The following is a 17,197-nucleotide window of genomic DNA, read 5'->3' as shown; positions in this document are numbered from 1 at the left end:
ACAGTGCCCAAACGCGCGACAGGCGCAACGCAAAACGAGGCCCGAAGGCCCCGTTGACTGCTCGATTATTGCAAGCTCAGCCCAGAAGACGACGGGCAATCACCTGCGCCTGAATTTCCGCCGCGCCCTCAAAGATGTTGAGAATGCGCGCGTCGCACAGGATGCGCGAGATGGTGTATTCCAGCGCGAAGCCGTTACCGCCATGGATTTGCAGCGCATTGTCGGCAGCCGCCCAGGCCACGCGGGCGCCGAGCAGCTTGGCCATGCCGGCCTCAAGGTCGCAGCGGTGGCCGTGATCCTTTTCCCAGGCCGAGAAATAGGTCAGCTGGCGGGCGATCATGATCTCGACGGCCATCATCGCAAGCTTGCCCCCGACGCGCGGGAACTCGATCAGCGACTTGCCGAACTGCTTGCGGTCGATGGCGTATTGCATCCCGATCTCGCAGGCCGATTGGGCAACGCCCACGGCACGCGCGGCGGTCTGGATGCGGGCGCTCTCGAAGGTTTCCATCAGCTGCTTGAAGCCCTTGCCTTCTTCGCCGCCCAGAAGGTTTTCACCCTTCACGCGGAAGCCGTCGAAGCCAAGCTCGTATTCCTTCATGCCGCGATAGCCCAAAACCTCGATCTCGCCGCCGGTCATGCCGGGGGTCGGGAAGGGGTTCTCGTCGGTGCCCGGGGTCTTTTCGGCCAGGAACATCGACAGGCCGCGATAGTCGGTCGTGTTCGGGTCGGTACGGGCGAGCAGCGTCATCACATGGGTGCGCTGCGCATGGGTGATCCAGGTCTTGTTGCCGGTCACGACCCAGTCATCGCCATCCTTCACGGCGCGGGTGCGCAGCGAGCCGAGGTCCGAGCCGGTGTTCGGTTCAGTGAAGACCGCAGTCGAGAGGATTTCGCCCGAGGCAAGACCCGGCAGCCATTTGGCCTTCTGCTCCTCGGTGCCGCCGCACAGGATCAGTTCCGCCGCGATTTCCGAGCGCGTGCCAAGCGAGCCCACGCCGATATAGCCGCGCGACAGTTCCTCGGTCACCACGACCATGGAGGCCTTGGACAGGCCAAGCCCGCCGTATTCCTCGGGGATGGTCAGGCCGAACACGCCCAGTTCGGCGAGCTCGTTGATGGTGTCCATCGGGATCAGCTCATCCTTCAGGTGCCATTCATGGGCGAAGGGGATCACGCGTTCCTCGGCGTAGCGGTGGAACTGGTCGCGGATCATCTCGAGGTCTTCGTCGAGGCCCGAGGTGCCAAACAGCGCACGGCCCTGGTTGTCGCGCATCATGGCGACCAGCGCCTGGCGCGCGGCGGGGCTGTTGCCCTCGGCGATCAGCTTGGCGGCCTCGGCGCCCGGCGTCCAGCTGACGCCCAGATCGGCAAGGCGCGCAACCTCGCCCTGGCTCATCGGAATGCCGCCCGAGATCTGCGCCAGGTATTCGCCAAAGCCGATTTGCAGGATCAGGCTTTCCATCGCGCCGAACTTGCCTTCTTCGGCGATGCGACCGGCCCAGCCGCGCAGCTGGATCAGCGATTGGTTATAGGTGGCCAGCCACGAAAGGGCATGGGCGGCGAACTGGTTTTCCTCAAGCGCGGCACCCGAGACCTTGCCGTCGCGGGTCACAAGGGCGCGCAGCGAGTTGGTCGCATCGGCAGTCAGTTTGGCGATTTCGGGCAGCGTGGCCTCGGTCAGCGCCAGCAGGTCGGTCATATGGATATTGGTCATGTCAGCCCCATCATGCGCCATGAATCGGTTCCTTTCTGCGGTTGCACAGTGCTTAGGGGTTTTGCAGTCGCAGCGCAATAAAAATTCGTATGGGCGGCAAAATGTGACTGAATGTGTCGCGCGCGGAATGGGCTGTCAGGCTGCTTTCCGCGCGCCAAGTGCCTGCAAAGCCCGTTCGCGCGTCAGTATGGGGCGGGTGGCGGCGCTGTGCTCGGGCAATGCCGTGTCGGCCAGCGCGCTCAGGGCAGCCAATGCAGGCTGACGGCACATGCGCCCGATGTCGAGGCTTTGGACAAGGCAGCCCTCGGCGATCATCAGCGCGGGCTGGTCCAGCAAGATCCCGTGCCAGTTCAGCACATTCGGGCGGTCCGGCTGAATGGCGTGGATGCCATCGACCAGATCACGCGCCTCGGCGATCGCGCTGCCCGCGCCGGGCAGGGCGATGCGCTGATGCGGCGCGACCCAGAGATCGTTGGCCGAACCGAAATGCGGTGCGCACAGCCGCACGGGGCGCAGATTACCAAGCGCGGGCAGGGCCACCCGACCCGACCAGAGCACCGGTTGCGCGCCGTGATGGGCGGTCTCAACCAGATCGCCGGGGCGCAGCGTGCCGACCGCGCGCCAGCCCTGCGGCGTGGCGACTTGCGTCAGCGGCGCCAGCGCGCCGGAGGGCCCAAGCGGGTGCCGATGATCGCCAAAGGCCAGCCAGTCGACCCGAGGCCCGACACGCGCCGCGCCTGTCCCGGCTGCCAGCGCCAGAAGATCCTCGCGCGGCATCGCAAGCGGCAGGCCGCCGACGCGGTGCCGCAAGGTGCCATCCGCCAGCGCCTCAAGCGCCAGAACGCTCTCGCCCGCGGCCACATCCCAAAGCCAGGTCAGCCGCATCGGCCCGCCGCAAGCCAGCGCATCGCTTGCATCGAGCGAGAGCGCATGAAACGCCATGCCCTGCCGCTGCATCACCGAAACCTGCCCATCCGCCGTGAAGCCAAGCGAGAAGAACCGCGCCTGCACCCCGCGCCCGGTTACATGGGCCAGCGGCAGGATATCGGCCTCGCCCGGGATCAGCGTGAACTCGACCATCAGGCTGCCGCGTGTAACCGAAGCCGGTAATGGGTGCTGGTCGAACACGATCCGCCCCCGTCCCGGAAGATGCGCCGCAATCCAACCCGCATGTGCTTGCATGACCGCCTCGTGCCTATTGCGCACCGATGGCGGAAAACACGCGCGCCGCCGACCCTTGCGGGGTGGCGGTCTGGTCTTGGGATGGGACGTTGCCCTGCTCGTGTCGCCCTGCCTCGGGGCTTGTTTTCTATCCCTCCAGTATGCCGCAGTTCGGCACAATTGAAAGCCCGATCTTCGCCGACCTCGGCTCGGGCGTTGTGCTTGCCCGCGCCCACGGCTAAGCCTTGAGCAATTCGAGAAAGGAGCCCGCCATGTCGCTCGATCCCGTCAAACTCACTGCGGATCTGATCCGCTGCCCCTCCGTCACCCCGTTCGAAGGCGGCGCGCTGCAACTGCTTGAGGGCGTTCTTGGCGCGGCGGGCTTCGCCTGCACCCGCGTCGATCGCAACGGAATCCCCAACCTTTTCGCTCGCTGGGGCGAGAAAGGCGCGAAAACCTTCGGCTTCAACGGTCATACCGATGTGGTGCCGGTGGGCGATGCGGCGGCCTGGACGCATGACCCATTCGGCGGCGAGATCCATGACGGCGTGCTCTGGGGGCGCGGCGCGACCGACATGAAATCGGGCGTCGCAGCCTTCGTGGCGGCCGCGGTCGATTTCGTGCTACAGACCCCGCCCGAAGGCGCCATCGTGCTGACGATTACCGGTGACGAAGAAGGCGTCGGCCATGACGGCACCCGCGCGCTGCTCGACTGGATGGCCACCGAGGGAGAGGCGATGTCGGTCTGCCTGGTCGGCGAACCCACTTGCCCCAACAGCATGGGCGAGATGATGAAGATCGGCCGCCGCGGCTCGATGACCTTCTATATCGAAGCCGAGGGCGTGCAGGGCCACTCCGCCTATCCGCACCGCGCCAAGAACCCGCTGCACGCGCTGGTGGACCTGTTGCACCGCATGACGGCGAACCCGCTCGACAATGGCACCGAGCATTTCGACGCCTCCACTCTCCAGATCACCACCATCGACTGCGGTAACCCGGCCAATAACGTCATCCCCGCCAAGGCCCGCACTACCGTCAATATCCGTTTCAACGACTCCCATTCCGGCGCATCGCTGACCCAATGGGGCGAAGGGCTGGCGCGCGTGGTCGAGGCAGAAACCGGCGTGCGCCTGAGCATCCGGACCGAGATTTCAGGCGAAAGCTTCCTCACCCCGCCCGGCCCCTTCGTCGAACTGGTCGCTCGCGCGGTCGAGGCAGAAACCGGCCTCAAACCCGAACTTTCGACCTCGGGCGGCACCTCGGACGCGCGTTTCGTCAAGGATCACTGCCCTGTGCTCGAATTCGGTCTGGTCGGCCAGACCATGCATCAGGTCGATGAACGCATCGAGGTCGCCCAGATCTCCCAGCTCAAGGCGATCTATACCCGCTGTCTGCGGGACTACTTCGCATGAAAATCGTCGTGACCGACGACCTCGCGGCCTGCCACGCGCTGCGCCGGACGGTTTTCATCGAGGAGCAGAACGTCCCGGAGGAACTCGAGATCGACGATCTCGACGACATTGCGATCCACCTTCTGGCCTTCGTGGATGACCGCCCGGTGGGCACCGCTAGGCTCTTCGCCAAGGGCGAAGCCGGCAAGATCGGCCGCGTCTGCGTCTTGCCCGAAGCGCGCGGTACCGGCCTTGGCGCGGCACTCATCCACGCGGCCTGTCAGCACCTGAAAGACCGCGGCTGCACCACGGCACGGCTTGGCTCGCAAATCCATGCGCTGCCCTTCTACGAAAAGCTTGGATTTGCGGCTTTCGGTCCCATCTATGACGATGCGGGCATCCCGCACCGGGACATGATGAAACGCCTCTGATTTTCAATGTGGCGAAAATATCCCGGGGTGCGGGGCAGCGCCCCGCTTCGCGCGTGACGCCCGCACAGGCCCATGATAGGCAAAGCCATGAACCAGTTGCCCACCAAAGAACAGATACTCGCATGGCTTGCCGACCACCCCGGCGCCGGTGCGAAACGTGACATCGCCAAGGCCTTCGGGATCAAGGGCGCCGCCAAGATCGAGCTCAAGCGCATCCTGCGCGAGATGACCGACGAAGGCCTGCTCGAACGCCGCCGCAAGTCCTACCATGACAGCGCCAAGCTGCCGCCGGTGTCGGTGCTCGAAATCCGCCCGGCCGACAGTTCCGGCGACCTCTGGGCACGCGCGATCGAGTGGGAGGGCGAGGGCCCCGAACCGGTCATCCTGTTCATCGCCAAGTCGGGCGACCCGGCTCTGGCTGCGGGCGACCGCATTCTGGCCCGCATCGCCGAGGTCTCGGGGCAGGGCTATGACTACGAGGCCCGCCTGATCCGCAAGATCGGCGAGGCCCAGCACCGCGTCGTCGGCATCTTCCGCAAGGGCGCCGAGGGCGGGCGCATAGTGCCCATCGACAAGGGCGAGCAAAAGGAATGGGTCGTGGGCGTGGGCGCCACACAGGACGCCCGCGATGGCGAATTGGTCGAGGCCGAGCAGATCGGCCCACGCGGCCGCATGGGCCTGCCGCGCGCCCGCGTGATCGAGCGCCTGGGTGACCCGACCGCGCCGCGCGCCGTCTCGCTGATCGCGATCCACCAGCATGGCATTCCAGACGACTTCCCCGATGCGGTGATCGCCGAGGTCGATGCCGCGCGCCCCGCCGACCTGGAGGGCCGCGAGGATCTGAGCGAGTTGCCCTTCGTCACCATCGACCCGGCCGATGCGCGCGACCGCGATGACGCCTGCCTTGCAATGCCCGACGATGATCCCAATAACGAGGGCGGCCATATCCTCTGGGTCGCCATCGCAGATGTCGCGCATTACGTCCGCCCCGGCTCGGCGCTGAACCGCGAGGCCCGCAAGCGCGGGAACTCGACCTATTTCCCCGACCGCGTCGTGCCGATGCTGCCCGACCGGCTTTCGGGCGATCTGTGCAGCTTGCACGAACATGTGCCGCGCGCGGTTCTGGCCGTGCGCATGAAGATCGACAGCGCGGGCCACAAGCTCAGCCATCGCTTCACGCGTGGCATGATCCGCTCGGTCGGCTCGCTCGAATATGCCCAAGTGCAGGCAGCGCGCGAAGGACGCCCGGACGAAAAGACCGCCCCGCTTGTCGATGAGGTCATCGCGCCGCTTTATGAATGCTACAATGCGCTGGTGCGCGCCCGCGCGGCGCGCCAGCCGCTCGATCTCGATCTGCCCGAGCGCCAGATCGTTATCGACGAGGCGGGCAAGGTCGCCTCGGTGCGCTTCAAGGAACGTCTCGACGCGCATAAGCTGATCGAGGAATTCATGGTGCTGGCCAATGTGGCAGCCGCCGAGGAACTCGAACGGCTGCGCCGCCCGCTGCTTTACCGCGTGCACGAGGAACCCTCCCCCGACAAGATCGAGGCGCTGCGCGAGGTTGCGCAGGCCTCGGGCTTCAACCTTGCAAAGGGTCAGGTGCTGAAGACCGCGCATCTCAACCGGCTTCTGGCGCAGGCCGAAGGCTCCGAGTTCGACGAGTTGGTGAACATCTCGACGCTGCGGGCCATGACGCAGGCCTATTACGCGCCGCAGAACCTTGGCCATTTCGGGCTGGCGCTGCGGTCCTACGCGCATTTCACCTCGCCGATCCGGCGCTATTCCGACCTGATCGTGCATCGTGCGCTGATCCTTGGCCACGGTTGGGGCAAGGACGGGCTGAGCGCGCAGGATATTGAAATCCTCGATGAGACCGCGCAGCATATCTCGGAGACCGAGCGCCGCTCGATGGCCGCTGAACGCGACACGACCGACCGCTACCTCGCGGCCTATCTGTCGGATCGCGTCGGCAGCGAGTTCACCGGGCGCATCTCGGGCGTGCAGAAATTCGGCGCATTTGTGAAGCTCGACGAGACAGGCGCCGATGGCCTGATCCCGGTGCGCGAGATCGGGCGTGAGTTCTTCCACTATGACCGTGACGCGCAGCAATTGACCGGTGCCGACAGCGGCACGGTGATCGGCATCGGCCAGCGGGTGCTCGTGCGCCTGCGCGAAGCGATCCCGATGACCGGGGGGCTGGAGCTGGAGCTGCTGGAGCTGGAAGGCACAACCCTTCCCGGCCCCGGCAAGGGCGGCAAGAAGCCCTTCCGGCGCGGCCGCAAGGTTGCCGCGATCAAGGCCAAGGAGCGCGGCATCGCCCGCAAGGTCAAGCGCACGCGCAAGAAGGGCTAAAGCAGGCCCTTGATTGGCAGCCAGGCAAGAATGGCGATCAGCCCGCGCTGCCACCATTGCGCGCCGGGTTCATGGCGGATGGCTTCCTCGCTGCCGTCCTCGGCCCGCCGGATCCAGATCAGATGGCCGCGGCGCAGCCCCACCCGCCACGCCAGATGCGGCACGGCCTGATCGAAGGTGCGGTGCAATTCCTCGGCCCAGGCGGGGTCATCGACGACCACGCCCATCTCGGTGTTGAGAAACAGCGAGCGCGGGTCGAAGTTGAACGTGCCGATGAAGACGCGCTTGCGATCGACCGAGAAGATCTTGGCATGCAGCTTGCTGCGCGCGAAAGGGGCGGTGCCGTGGCGGTTGCGCACGATCAGCCCGCGGCGCAACTGCACCTTGCCGTCGCCGGAATATTCGTAAATGCCGACGCCCGCGCGGATCAGCGCATGGCGCTGCCAGGCGTAGCCCGTATGCACGATGGGCGCGTCCGAGGCCGCCAGCGAATTGGTCAGCACCCGCACCCGGATGCCGCGTTTCGCCATCGCCCGCATTTCCTTGCCGTCGCGCCGCCGGGGCACGAAATAGGGCGAGATCAGATCGTAATTCTCCTGCGGACGGCCAAGCGCCATGCGCAGCGATGGAAAGAGGTGCTGTCGTTTGTGAGCGCGCCCCAGAACCTTCTCGGGCGGGTCGGTGATCAGGCGTACGGGCGCCTCGTGCAAGGACAGCGCCGAGGTGCCCAGATCCGCGGACGAAAGGCTTTCGGCAAGCAGGGCCGAGAACCGGGTCTCGCGCGCCGCCTGTAGCGCGGTTTCCTGCTCAGCGCGGCCTTTGGCCAGCCGCTCGGGCGTTTGCCGGAGAAGACCTGCGGCAGGCCAAGCGGGCTCGGAGGCCCAGTAGGTTTCAAACGCCTCCTGAGCGGCGCGCACCGCATGGCCTGCCACGAAGATATCCATATCCATGAACAGCCCGATCGAGGACAGGTCGTTGAAATACTCGTCCCCGATGTTGCGCCCGCCAAGGATCGCGGCCGCTCCGTCGGCGATCAGCATCTTGTTGTGCATCCGGCGATTGAGGCGAGGGAAGTCGAAGAGGTATCCCAGAAGACGCGGGAACCGCAGCGGGAAGGGGTTGAAAAGGCGCAGCTCGATATTCGGATGGGCGTCGAGAAACGCCAGCCGCGCATCGAGCCCCGCCGTTGCATTGTCGTCCAGCAGCAGCCGCACGCGCACGCCGCGATCTGCCGCGCGCAAGAGTGCCTCGAACAGGAGCGTGCCGGAATGATCGCCGCGCCAGAGATAATACTGCGCGCAGATCTCGGAACGGGCGGCATCGCAAAGCGCCAAACGCGCCGCGAAAGCCTCGAGCGCCTCGGGCAGCGGGGCGATGCCGGTGCTGTCCAGATCGGGCCAAAGCGACGCGAGAGGCCCCGAGGGAATAGGCGGCGCGCCGGGCAGATCCGCCGCGCGCGCCGGAAGGCGCGTCAACCGCCAGCCCAGAAGAGCTGCGCAAAAGAGGGCGATGAGAATTGCGGGTATCATGGGCGGACTATGGCACCTGCGGGCACAAACGCGAAGGGGCCGGGAATGATCCCGGCCCCTTCTGGGTTCACTGTCCGTTATCTATCAGCCGATGGCTGCGGCCTTCACGTCTTCGTCGATATAGGGGACGTATTGCGCGAAGTTGTCCGAGAACATCTTGACCAGTTTCGAGGCCTGCGCGTCGAAGGCGCCCTTGTCGGCCCAAGTGTCGCGCGGGTTGAGCAGCGTGGCATCCACGCCCGGGACCGAGACCGGAACCTCGAAGCCGAAGTTCGGATCCTTGCGGAACTCGACCGCGTTCAGCGAGCCGTCGAGCGCGGCGGTCAGCAGCGCGCGGGTCGCCTTGATCGGCATGCGTTTGCCGGTGCCGAAGGCGCCACCGGTCCAGCCGGTGTTCACCAGCCAGCACGAAGCGCCAAACTCGTGGATCTTTTCCTGCAGCAGCTTGCCGTAAACCTCGGGGCGGCGCGGCATGAAGGGCGCGCCGAAGCAGGTCGAGAAGGTCGGGGTCGGCTCGACCACACCCACCTCGGTGCCCGGGGTCTTCGAGGTGAAGCCCGACAGGAAGTGATACATGGCTTGCGCCGGGGTCAGACGCGCGATCGGCGGCAGGACGCCGTAAGCGTCGCAGGTCAGCATGATCACGTTCTTCGGATGACCGCCGAGGGCCGATTCCGACGCGTTCGAGATGTAGTGCAGCGGGTAGGCGCAGCGCATGTTGTCGGTGATCGAGTTGTCGAAGAAGTCCAGCTCAAGGGTTTCTTCGTCGAAGACCATGTTCTCGACCACGGTGCCGAACATCGAGCAGGTCGCGTAGATCTCCGGCTCGGCTTCTTTCGACAGGTTGATCGTTTTCGCGTAGCAGCCGCCTTCGAAGTTGAAGGTGCCCTTTTCCGACCAGCCGTGCTCGTCGTCACCGATCAGGATGCGCGACGGATCGGCCGAGAGCGTGGTCTTGCCGGTGCCCGACAGGCCGAAGAAGACGGCGGTGTCGTCGGGGTTGCCGATCGCGTGGTTGGCCGAGCAGTGCATCGCCATCACGCCCTTGCCGGGCAGGATGTAGTTCAGCAGCGTGAAGACCGATTTCTTGTTCTCGCCAGCATAGGCGGTGTTCGCGATCAGGATGAGCTTCTTGTCGAAGTTCAGCGCGATGACCGTTTCCGAACGGCAGCCGTGGCGTTCCGGGTTGGCCTTGAACGACGGGCAGTTGATGATGGTGAACTCGGGCGCGAAAGTGTCGAGCTCGGCGCGCTCGGGGCGGCGCAGCATGGTGCGGATGAAGAGGCCGTGCCAGGCCAGTTCGGTCACGACGCGCACATCCAGGCGGTGCTCGGCGTCGGCGCCGCCGAAGAGATCCTGCACGTAGTAATCCTTGCCCTTCATATGCTCGAGCATGTCGGCATAGAGGGTGTCGAAATTGGCGGGATCCATCGGTTTGTTGTTTTCCCACCAGATCGTGTCTTCGACGTCGGGGGTGCGGACAACGAACTTGTCCTTGGGCGAACGACCCGTGTGGGCGCCGGTCGTGCAGTAGAAAGCGCCACCCTTGCCAAGCGTGCCTTCGCCGCGCTTGAGCGCGCTTTCGATCAGCGCCGGCTCGAGCAGGTTGTAATAGACATTGCCCAGACCAGTGATGCCTTGATCTTCCAGGCGTTTCGCCGGGTTCACACGTCCAGTGATCATCTGTAGCTCCCGATGCCGTCGCGCGGCGTTCATTGGGTTCCTCCCGGCATCCCCGGCCAAAAGGGATACCGATCCGTCGCGGGTGGTCGCGTCGAATGCGGCCCCTATAGCATGACGGTTCTGCGAAGGAACAGAACGCTTTGCCGCAGTTAGCGCAACCATTGGCGTTTTAGCGCAACCAAGAACGCGAGGTGCGGCAATTTAGTCAATCGTAGGAATTTTTCGTCACGAATGATTCGGCTTGGGTGCCCGATTCGCACAAGCCGGTTGATTCCGTGAAACGGAAAGCAGAGAATGTTTCCAAAGTATAATGAATAGGCAGATATGAGGGCATGAGCATGTCGAGGATCGCGCTCGTCGACGATGATCGCAACATTCTTACCTCCGTTTCGATGACGCTTGAGGCTGAAGGATACGAGGTCGAAACTTTCAACGATGGCCAGGCGGCGCTTGAAGCCTTTGGCAAGCGGCTGCCGGACATGGCCGTGCTGGATATCAAGATGCCGCGGATGGACGGGATGGAGCTGTTGCAGCGCATCCGGCAGAAGTCCTCCATGCCGGTGATCTTCCTGACCTCGAAAGATGATGAGATCGACGAGGTTCTGGGGCTGCGCATGGGCGCCGACGACTACGTCAAGAAGCCTTTCAGCCAACGCCTGTTGGTCGAGCGCATCCGCGCGCTGCTGCGCCGACAGGAGGCGATCAGCACCGGCGAGGTCGCGGTGACCGAAGATACGAAGGTCATCGTGCGTGGCAATCTGACGATGGACCCGCTGCGCCACTCGGTCAGCTGGAAGGGCAAGGAAGTCACGCTGACGGTGACTGAATTCCTGCTGCTGCAGGCCTTGGCGCTGCGTCCGGGTTTCGTGAAATCGCGCGATCAGTTGATGGACGTCGCCTACGACGATCAGGTCTATGTGGACGACCGCACCATCGACAGCCACATCAAGCGCCTGCGCAAGAAGATGCGCGCGGCCGACGATGATTTCTCTGCTATCGAAACGCTCTACGGGATCGGTTATCGTTACAACGAAGAATGAGCATTTCGGGACGGATAGGGTTGGGCCAGGCCAGAGGCGGTGATACGGATGTCGTCCTCGGCGAGGACTGGACCGGTGCCGAAAGCACCGTCCATGACGACCTGTCCATGGGGCGGGCGCAGCGTGGTGTTGTATCGCTGAACCGCTCGCCGCTGGCGCGCAAGATCATCACCTTCAACCTCATGGCCATGGTCATGATGGTGGCCGGTGTGCTCTACCTCAACCCGTTCCGCGACAGCCTTGTTTATCAGCGTGAAAGCGCCATCGTGAATGAGGCCGGCCTGATCGCCGATGTCTTCGAGGCGCGGATGCCGAAAGAGGCGCCCGTCAACCTCGCGGCGGGTGACGGGATCGACCTGACCGACACGCTGGCCGGGATCACACTGCCCGAAGGCACGCAGCTTTACCTTTTCGACACCCGCGGCAACCTGCTGATTTCCTCGGAATCAGCTCAGACTGCCAGCCGCGGAACGGTCGAGGGGCTGGAACCCAACCAGCGCACCACGCTGATCACCGATCTGCTCAATCGCGGGTGGGATTTGCTGACGGGGCTCATGCGGCCGACGCAAAGCACCAATCCGTCGTTTGACATCGAGAAGATGCTCGGCGCGCTGGTGCCCAAGGTGGAGCCCGGCAAGACCCAGATCTCGACCAGCCGCGATCCGGCAGGTTCGACGATTTTCTCGGTCGCGACGGGGCTTTACCAGAATGACCGGATGGTGGGCCTGCTGGCGATCACCTCGGCTGCGGGCGAGATCGACGAGTTGGTGCGGGTCGAGCGTGAGCAGGTGCTGCAAATGTTCGTCGTGGCGATCATCGTCTCGATCGGGCTGAGCCTCGTTCTGGCCTCGACCATCGCCAACCCGCTGGCCGATCTGGCCGCTGCCGCCGAGATCGGCAGCGATCGCGGCGCGCGCAAGATGAGCCCGGCCCGCGTCCGCATCCCCGACCTGACCGCGCGGCCCGACGAACTCGGGCGGCTTTCGGCGGCGCTGCGGGGGATGGTGGCCGCGCTTTACGACCGGATCGACGCGAACGAGCAGTTCGCTGCCGATGTCGCGCATGAGATCAAGAACCCGCTGGCCAGCTTGCGCTCGGCGGTGGCCTCGCTGCATATGGTCAAGCGCGACGATCAGCGCACCAAGTTGCTTGATGTGATCGACCATGACGTGCGCCGCCTCGATCGTCTCGTCAGCGATATCTCCAACGCCTCGCGCCTCGATTCGGAGCTTGTGAAGGAAGAAGAGCAGCCCTTCGATCTGATGAAGATGGTGGGCAGCGTCAGCAAGCACCTGGGCGAACAGGCGGCCGAGAAGGGGATCGATTTCATCATCGACCTGCCGCGCGATCCCATCGTGATCAGCGGGCTTGAGGGGCGCCTCGCGCAGGTCTTCGTCAACCTGATCGGCAATGCGATCTCGTTCTGTGAGGATGGCGATGCGGTCCGTATCTGGGCGCGGCGCCGAGATAATCGTGTGCTGGTCGTCGTAGAAGATACCGGCCCCGGCATACCCGACGAGGCACTGACCAAGGTCTTCAAACGGTTCTACTCGCAGCGCCCGGTGGGTCAGTTCGGCGACCATTCGGGCCTTGGGCTTGCAATCTCGAAGCAAATCGTCGAGGCGCATGGCGGCGTGATCTGGGCCGAGAATATCCGGCCGACCGACGCCGATATCACCTCGGAGCCGCTAGGCGCGCGGTTCGTCGTCGGCCTGCCGCTCTGACCCCGGAGGTTCTGGGTGGAGGACGCGGGGCTGATCATTCTCCACGCCAGTTGCGTCGCGCTTGATGACCGCAATGCCGTTCTGATCTTGGGCCCCTCGGGTGCGGGGAAATCCACCTTGGCCTTGCAACTGATGGCCTACGGCGCGCATCTGGTGGCGGATGACCGCGTCGTTCTGCATAAGGACGGGCCCGATGTGATCGCCAGCGCGCCCGAGTCGATTGCCGGGCTGATCGAGGCACGCGGGGTCGGCATCCTACGTGCGCAGCCCCTCCCATCCGCCAGAATTCGCCTTGTGGTTGATCTGTCGCGCGAGGAAACCGAGAGACTGCCGCCGATGCGGGAAACAAACGTTTTAGACAGGTTTCTGCCCCTTGTGCTGCGACTGCAACATGGTCATCTTGATCTCGCTGTTCTGCAATGGCTGAAGGGTGGGAGACACGCGTGAGTGACGAGGGCAAGGCCACGAGGGAGGCTGCCAGCCGGGTTGTGCTGGTGACCGGTCCGTCAGGGGCAGGCCGCTCGACCGCGATCGCGGCGCTCGAGGATCTTGGCTACGAGACCATCGACAACCTGCCGCTCAGCCTTGTGCCGCGCCTGCTGGACGGGGCGCTTTCGCAGCCCATGGCGCTTGGCATCGACGTGCGCAACCGTGAGTTCTCGGCCATTGCGCTGATTGAGCTGATCGACCGGCTGACCCGCACGCCGACTGTGCGGCTTGAGGTTCTTTTCATGGATGCCCGGGCCGATGTGCTGCTGCGGCGCTATTCAGAGACCCGCCGCCGCCATCCGCTAGCGCCCGGCGATGCGCCCGAGGTCGGCATCGCGCAGGAGATCGACCTTCTGGCCCCCATCCGCGCGCGGGCCGATGTGCTGATCGACAGCTCCGACATGACGATCCACGATTGCCGCGCCGAGATCGCACGCCTTTTCGATATGGGGCAGCGCGACCGGCTGGCGGTCACCGTCCATTCGTTCAGCTACAAGCGCGGCGTGCCGCGCGGGCTTGATATGATGTTTGATTGTCGGTTCCTGGCCAACCCGCATTGGGTGCCGGAACTGCGCCCGCTGAACGGGCTTGATGCCGCGGTGGCCGGGCATGTCGCGGCCGATCCGCGTTATGAGGAATTCGTGAGCCGGGTGCGGGATCTCTTGCTTTTCCTGCTTCCGGCCCATGTTGAAGAGGGCAAGAGTCACCTGTCCGTGGGCTTTGGGTGTACCGGCGGGCAACACCGGTCGGTTGCCGTAACGGAAAGCATGGCCAAGATGCTTGCGGAAGCAGGGTGGCATGTGTCTAAACGACACAGGGAATTGGAGCGGCAGGCACAGGTTCTGCCCGGGATGAAAGAGGCTAGCGGCGCGTGATCGGGATCGTGATCGTGGCACATGGAGGTCTGGCACGCGAGTATCTCGCGGCGGTCGAGCATGTCGTCGGCCCTCAGGAAGGCATTCGCGCCATCACCATCGAAGACGACCATGACCGGGGCGCCAAGCAGGCTGAGATCCGGGCTGCTGCCGATGCGGTCGATGCGGGCGACGGGGTTGTCGTGGTCACCGATATGTTCGGCGGCTCGCCTTCGAACCTCAGCCTTCTGGCCTGTGAGGCCTGCGAGCGGGAAATCATCTACGGTGCCAACCTGCCGCTGTTGATCAAGCTGGCGAAATCGCGCAGTCTCGGCGTCCATGCGGCGGTTGAGGCGGCTCTCGATGCCGGTCGCAAATATATCAACAGCTACACGGCATACGGGACAGACGCGAAGTAATGGTTTCCAAGATCTTGAAGATCGTCAACGAAAAGGGGCTGCACGCCCGTGCCTCGGCGCGGTTCGTCGAGGTGGTCGAGTCCCATGACGCGCGCGCCGAGGTCGAGAAAGACGGCATGCGCGTGTCTGGCGATTCGATCATGGGGCTTCTGATGCTGGCGGCGTCGCGCGGAACCACCATCGCGGTCACCACCCACGGGCTTGAGGCCGAGCAGCTGGCCGATGCGCTTGAGGCGCTGGTCGCCAACCGCTTCGGCGAAGAAAACTAACCCTGCCAGAGCGGCAATGCAAAAGGCGCGCGAAATCGCGCGCCTTTGTCGTTTGTCGCGTATCGCTTAGCGCGTCGGAACGGGCTTTTCGCCACGATAATCGTAGAAGCCACGGCCTGATTTGCGGCCAAGCCAGCCAGCCTCGACATATTTCGTCAGCAGCGGGCAGGGGCGATACTTGGTGTCCGCCAGCCCGTCATGCAGCACGTTCATGATCGCAAGGCAGGTGTCGAGGCCGATGAAATCGCCCAGTTCAAGCGGCCCCATCGGGTGGTTCGCGCCCAGCTTCATCGCCTGGTCAATCGACTCGACGTCCCCTACGCCCTCGTAAAGCGTATAGACCGCCTCGTTGATCATCGGCACCAGGATGCGGTTCACGATGAAGGCGGGGAAGTCCTCGGCCGAGGCGGTGGTCTTTTTCAGCGAATGCACCACGGCAAGCATGGTGTTGTAGGTCTCGTCGTCCGTTGCGATGCCGCGGATCAGTTCGACCAGTTTCATGACCGGAACAGGGTTCATGAAGTGCAGGCCGATGAAACGCTCGGGGCGGTCGGTGCGCGAGGCAAGACGCGTGATCGAGATCGACGAGGTGTTCGTTGCCAGGATCGTCTCGGGCTTCAGATGCGGCAGGAGCGCGGCAAAGATCTGGTCCTTGACGGCTTCACGCTCGGTCGCGGCCTCGATGATAAGGTCGGTCTGGCCAAGGTCGGTCAGCGTCAGCGTCGTCTTGATGCGGCTGAGGGCGGCGATCTTGTCGGCCTCGGTGATCTTCTCGCGCGAGACCTGACGGTCGAGGTTCTTGGTGATCGTCGCGATGGCCCGGTCCAGGCCTTCCTGCGCGATGTCGTTCAGCAGCACCTCATAGCCCGACTGGGCAAAGACATGTGCGATCCCGTTGCCCATCTGGCCAGCGCCGACGATTCCGACTGATTGAATACCCATTTTCGCCTCTCGTTTGCGGTTGCAGAATGATAGCTTCGCTGCACCGCAGCGCAAGCGCAATCAGCCAGTTTCGCCGCGTAAAAGCGCGACATTTTCCCTTTAGCCCTTTGGCAAGGGTTGGCTGCGAACATGCCCTTGGGTGAGTCGAAACTTGGGTGGGAAAATGGCTTTCGAATATCCGGGCGAAGGTGCCCTTGATTACTTTCCGTGCCGCTACGGCCCGTCGAAACTGCTGTTTCGGGGGCCAAGGCGGGACCTTACCGAACCCTATCTGGCGGCCTTCGGTGGCGGCGAGACCTATGGAAAATTCGTCGAAAACCCCTGGCCGAGCCTAGTCGAGGCCAAGTTGGGCCTGCCGGTCATCAACTTCGGCTATCTGAATGCCGGGATCGACGTATTCTTCAACGAACCCGCCGTACTGGGGGCCTCGCGCCGCGCCAAGCTGACGGTGATCCAGCTGATGGGCGCGCATAACATGTCGAACCGCTTCTACTCGGTGCATCCACGGCGAAACGACCGTTTTCTGAAAGCGTCAAACCAGTTGCGCAGTCTTTTCCCCGAGGTCGATTTCGCCGAATTCAACTTTACCCGCCACCTGCTGAGCGTGCTGTATGAGTGCGCGCCGGAGCGTTTCAGCGCCGTTGCGACGGAATTGCGCACGGCCTGGGTTGCGCGCATGTCTTCGTTTCTCGAACGGATGGGCGGGCGCAAGGTGTTGCTCTGGCTGGGAGAGTATCGTGACCCGTCGGTGCACGATCCGCTAGGGCCAGAGCCGCTGCTGCTTGACGAAGGCCTTGTCGCCCTGATCAGCGGTTTCGCCGATGTTCTGGTGAAGGTTCAGCCATCGGTCGCGGCGCGGACCACAGGGGTTGAAGGCATGGTCTTCGGGCCGATGGAGGAGCTTGCGGCCAGCACCATGCCGGGGCCTGCCGTCCATCGCGAAATCGCCGAGGCGATCACGCCGGTTCTGGCGCGGATGCTCTGAGATAAGAAAAAGCCCCGCCATTGGCGGGGCTTTTGGTTCATATCGCTCGCGATCAGAGCTTCCCGGTGAGTTCCGGGACAGCCGCGAACAAATCCGCGACGAGGCCGAAGTCTGCGACCTGGAAGATCGGGGCTTCTTCGTCCTTGTTGATGGCGACGATGATTTTGCTGTCCTTCATACCCGCGAGGTGCTGGATCGCGCCCGAGATGCC

At 64.1% G+C, this 17,197-nt stretch carries 16 protein-coding genes and 1 pseudogene; 11 read left to right on the top strand and 6 right to left on the bottom strand.

Going from position 1 to position 17,197, the window contains the following annotated elements:
• Window positions 1-76: 76 nt before the first annotated feature.
• Together LZA78_RS07835 and LZA78_RS07830 are read right to left on the bottom strand one after the other, a co-directional pair.
• Window positions 77-1,738 (bottom strand): acyl-CoA dehydrogenase family protein, encoded by a 1,662-nt coding sequence (locus LZA78_RS07835; protein WP_233676384.1) that lies wholly within the window; start codon window positions 1,736-1,738, stop codon window positions 77-79.
• A gap of 114 nt (window positions 1,739-1,852) precedes the next feature.
• Window positions 1,853-2,899 carry a Hint domain-containing protein gene (locus tag LZA78_RS07830; RefSeq protein WP_233676383.1) on the bottom strand — a complete coding sequence of 349 codons (1,047 nt, stop codon included), beginning with the start codon at window positions 2,897-2,899 and terminating at the stop codon, window positions 1,853-1,855.
• A 26-nt stretch (window positions 2,900-2,925) separates the two neighbouring features.
• On the opposite strand from LZA78_RS07830, the gene LZA78_RS07825 reads away from it, so the two are divergent.
• The 4 genes from LZA78_RS07825 (at window position 2,926) to rnr (ending at window position 7,052) form a co-directional block, all read left to right on the top strand.
• Window positions 2,926-3,120, top strand: a complete 195-nt coding sequence (locus LZA78_RS07825; RefSeq protein WP_233676382.1) for a hypothetical protein — start codon at window positions 2,926-2,928, stop codon at window positions 3,118-3,120.
• Between the two features lie 30 nt (window positions 3,121-3,150).
• A complete protein-coding gene (gene dapE / locus LZA78_RS07820; protein ID WP_233676381.1) occupies window positions 3,151-4,290 on the top strand; it encodes a succinyl-diaminopimelate desuccinylase in 1,140 nt (379 codons plus the stop codon).
• Window positions 4,287-4,700: a GNAT family N-acetyltransferase gene (locus LZA78_RS07815; RefSeq protein WP_233676380.1), complete on the top strand. Its 414-nt coding sequence runs from the start codon at window positions 4,287-4,289 to the stop codon at window positions 4,698-4,700. The genes dapE and LZA78_RS07815 overlap by 4 nt, the downstream gene beginning before the upstream one ends.
• Window positions 4,701-4,787: 87 nt before the next feature.
• Window positions 4,788-7,052, top strand: coding sequence for a ribonuclease R (rnr, locus tag LZA78_RS07810; RefSeq protein ID WP_233676379.1), 2,265 nt, complete (start codon window positions 4,788-4,790; stop codon window positions 7,050-7,052).
• Here rnr and LZA78_RS07805 read toward each other — a convergent pair.
• Both LZA78_RS07805 and LZA78_RS07800 read right to left on the bottom strand, forming a co-directional pair.
• Window positions 7,049-8,581 carry a phospholipase D-like domain-containing protein gene (locus LZA78_RS07805; RefSeq protein WP_233676378.1) on the bottom strand — a complete coding sequence of 511 codons (1,533 nt, stop codon included), beginning with the start codon at window positions 8,579-8,581 and terminating at the stop codon, window positions 7,049-7,051. The genes rnr and LZA78_RS07805 overlap by 4 nt on opposite strands.
• A gap of 84 nt (window positions 8,582-8,665) precedes the next feature.
• Window positions 8,666-10,264, bottom strand: a complete 1,599-nt coding sequence (locus LZA78_RS07800) for a phosphoenolpyruvate carboxykinase (RefSeq protein WP_233676377.1) — start codon at window positions 10,262-10,264, stop codon at window positions 8,666-8,668.
• 338 nt (window positions 10,265-10,602) lie between these two features.
• On the opposite strand from LZA78_RS07800, the gene LZA78_RS07795 reads away from it, so the two are divergent.
• From LZA78_RS07795 to LZA78_RS07770, 6 genes are read left to right on the top strand one after another with little or no spacing between them, the layout of a single operon-like run.
• Window positions 10,603-11,304, top strand: coding sequence for a response regulator transcription factor (locus LZA78_RS07795; RefSeq protein ID WP_233676581.1), 702 nt, complete (start codon window positions 10,603-10,605; stop codon window positions 11,302-11,304).
• A complete protein-coding gene (locus tag LZA78_RS07790) occupies window positions 11,301-13,028 on the top strand; it encodes a sensor histidine kinase (protein WP_233676376.1) in 1,728 nt (575 codons plus the stop codon). Before LZA78_RS07795 ends, LZA78_RS07790 begins: the two co-directional genes overlap by 4 nt.
• A 15-nt stretch (window positions 13,029-13,043) precedes the next feature.
• Window positions 13,044-13,475 carry an HPr kinase/phosphorylase gene (locus tag LZA78_RS07785; RefSeq protein ID WP_233676375.1) on the top strand — a complete coding sequence of 144 codons (432 nt, stop codon included), beginning with the start codon at window positions 13,044-13,046 and terminating at the stop codon, window positions 13,473-13,475.
• A complete protein-coding gene (gene rapZ, locus LZA78_RS07780; protein WP_233676374.1) occupies window positions 13,472-14,392 on the top strand; it encodes an RNase adapter RapZ in 921 nt (306 codons plus the stop codon). The genes LZA78_RS07785 and rapZ overlap by 4 nt, the downstream gene beginning before the upstream one ends.
• Window positions 14,389-14,790 (top strand): PTS sugar transporter subunit IIA, encoded by a 402-nt coding sequence (locus LZA78_RS07775; RefSeq protein ID WP_233676373.1) that lies wholly within the window; start codon window positions 14,389-14,391, stop codon window positions 14,788-14,790. The genes rapZ and LZA78_RS07775 overlap by 4 nt, the downstream gene beginning before the upstream one ends.
• A complete protein-coding gene (locus LZA78_RS07770) occupies window positions 14,790-15,059 on the top strand; it encodes an HPr family phosphocarrier protein (RefSeq protein WP_233676372.1) in 270 nt (89 codons plus the stop codon). Before LZA78_RS07775 ends, LZA78_RS07770 begins: the two co-directional genes overlap by 1 nt.
• A gap of 66 nt (window positions 15,060-15,125) precedes the next feature.
• Here the strand turns inward: LZA78_RS07770 and LZA78_RS07765 are convergent, their stop codons facing one another.
• Complete coding sequence (locus LZA78_RS07765) at window positions 15,126-16,001, bottom strand: 3-hydroxybutyryl-CoA dehydrogenase (RefSeq protein ID WP_233676371.1); 876 nt, start codon at window positions 15,999-16,001, stop codon at window positions 15,126-15,128.
• 163 nt (window positions 16,002-16,164) lie between these two features.
• Between LZA78_RS07765 and LZA78_RS07760 the strand changes: the two genes are divergently transcribed.
• Window positions 16,165-16,986: a DUF6473 family protein gene (locus LZA78_RS07760; RefSeq protein ID WP_233676370.1), complete on the top strand. Its 822-nt coding sequence runs from the start codon at window positions 16,165-16,167 to the stop codon at window positions 16,984-16,986.
• 52 nt (window positions 16,987-17,038) lie between these two features.
• Here the strand turns inward: LZA78_RS07760 and LZA78_RS07755 are convergent.
• Window positions 17,039-17,197, bottom strand: a pseudogene (locus LZA78_RS07755) (electron transfer flavoprotein subunit alpha/FixB family protein); the annotation flags it as partial.

The organism is Rhodobacter flavimaris (assembly GCF_021378075.1).
Lineage (GTDB): Bacteria > Pseudomonadota > Alphaproteobacteria > Rhodobacterales > Rhodobacteraceae > Rhodobacter > Rhodobacter flavimaris.
Note: the sequence above shows the minus strand (reverse complement) of the source record. Positions and strands in the feature narration are given on the sequence as shown.

What these genes read in the sequence shown, in the direction of transcription:
- LZA78_RS07795 (WP_233676581.1), top strand. Translation starts at nt 10,603, where the DNA reads ATGTCGAGGATCGCGCTCGTCGACGATGATCGCAACATTCTTACCTCC.
- LZA78_RS07765 (WP_233676371.1), bottom strand. Translation starts at nt 16,001, where the DNA reads ATGGGTATTCAATCAGTCGGAATCGTCGGCGCTGGCCAGATGGGCAAC.
- LZA78_RS07825 (WP_233676382.1), top strand. Translation starts at nt 2,926, where the DNA reads ATGGCGGAAAACACGCGCGCCGCCGACCCTTGCGGGGTGGCGGTCTGG.
- LZA78_RS07815 (WP_233676380.1), top strand. Translation starts at nt 4,287, where the DNA reads ATGAAAATCGTCGTGACCGACGACCTCGCGGCCTGCCACGCGCTGCGC.
- LZA78_RS07835 (WP_233676384.1), bottom strand. Translation starts at nt 1,738, where the DNA reads ATGGCGCATGATGGGGCTGACATGACCAATATCCATATGACCGACCTG.
- LZA78_RS07770 (WP_233676372.1), top strand. Translation starts at nt 14,790, where the DNA reads ATGGTTTCCAAGATCTTGAAGATCGTCAACGAAAAGGGGCTGCACGCC.
- LZA78_RS07790 (WP_233676376.1), top strand. Translation starts at nt 11,301, where the DNA reads ATGAGCATTTCGGGACGGATAGGGTTGGGCCAGGCCAGAGGCGGTGAT.
- LZA78_RS07800 (WP_233676377.1), bottom strand. Translation starts at nt 10,264, where the DNA reads ATGATCACTGGACGTGTGAACCCGGCGAAACGCCTGGAAGATCAAGGC.
- LZA78_RS07805 (WP_233676378.1), bottom strand. Translation starts at nt 8,581, where the DNA reads ATGATACCCGCAATTCTCATCGCCCTCTTTTGCGCAGCTCTTCTGGGC.
- dapE (WP_233676381.1), top strand. Translation starts at nt 3,151, where the DNA reads ATGTCGCTCGATCCCGTCAAACTCACTGCGGATCTGATCCGCTGCCCC.
- LZA78_RS07830 (WP_233676383.1), bottom strand. Translation starts at nt 2,899, where the DNA reads ATGCAAGCACATGCGGGTTGGATTGCGGCGCATCTTCCGGGACGGGGG.
- rnr (WP_233676379.1), top strand. Translation starts at nt 4,788, where the DNA reads ATGAACCAGTTGCCCACCAAAGAACAGATACTCGCATGGCTTGCCGAC.
- LZA78_RS07760 (WP_233676370.1), top strand. Translation starts at nt 16,165, where the DNA reads ATGGCTTTCGAATATCCGGGCGAAGGTGCCCTTGATTACTTTCCGTGC.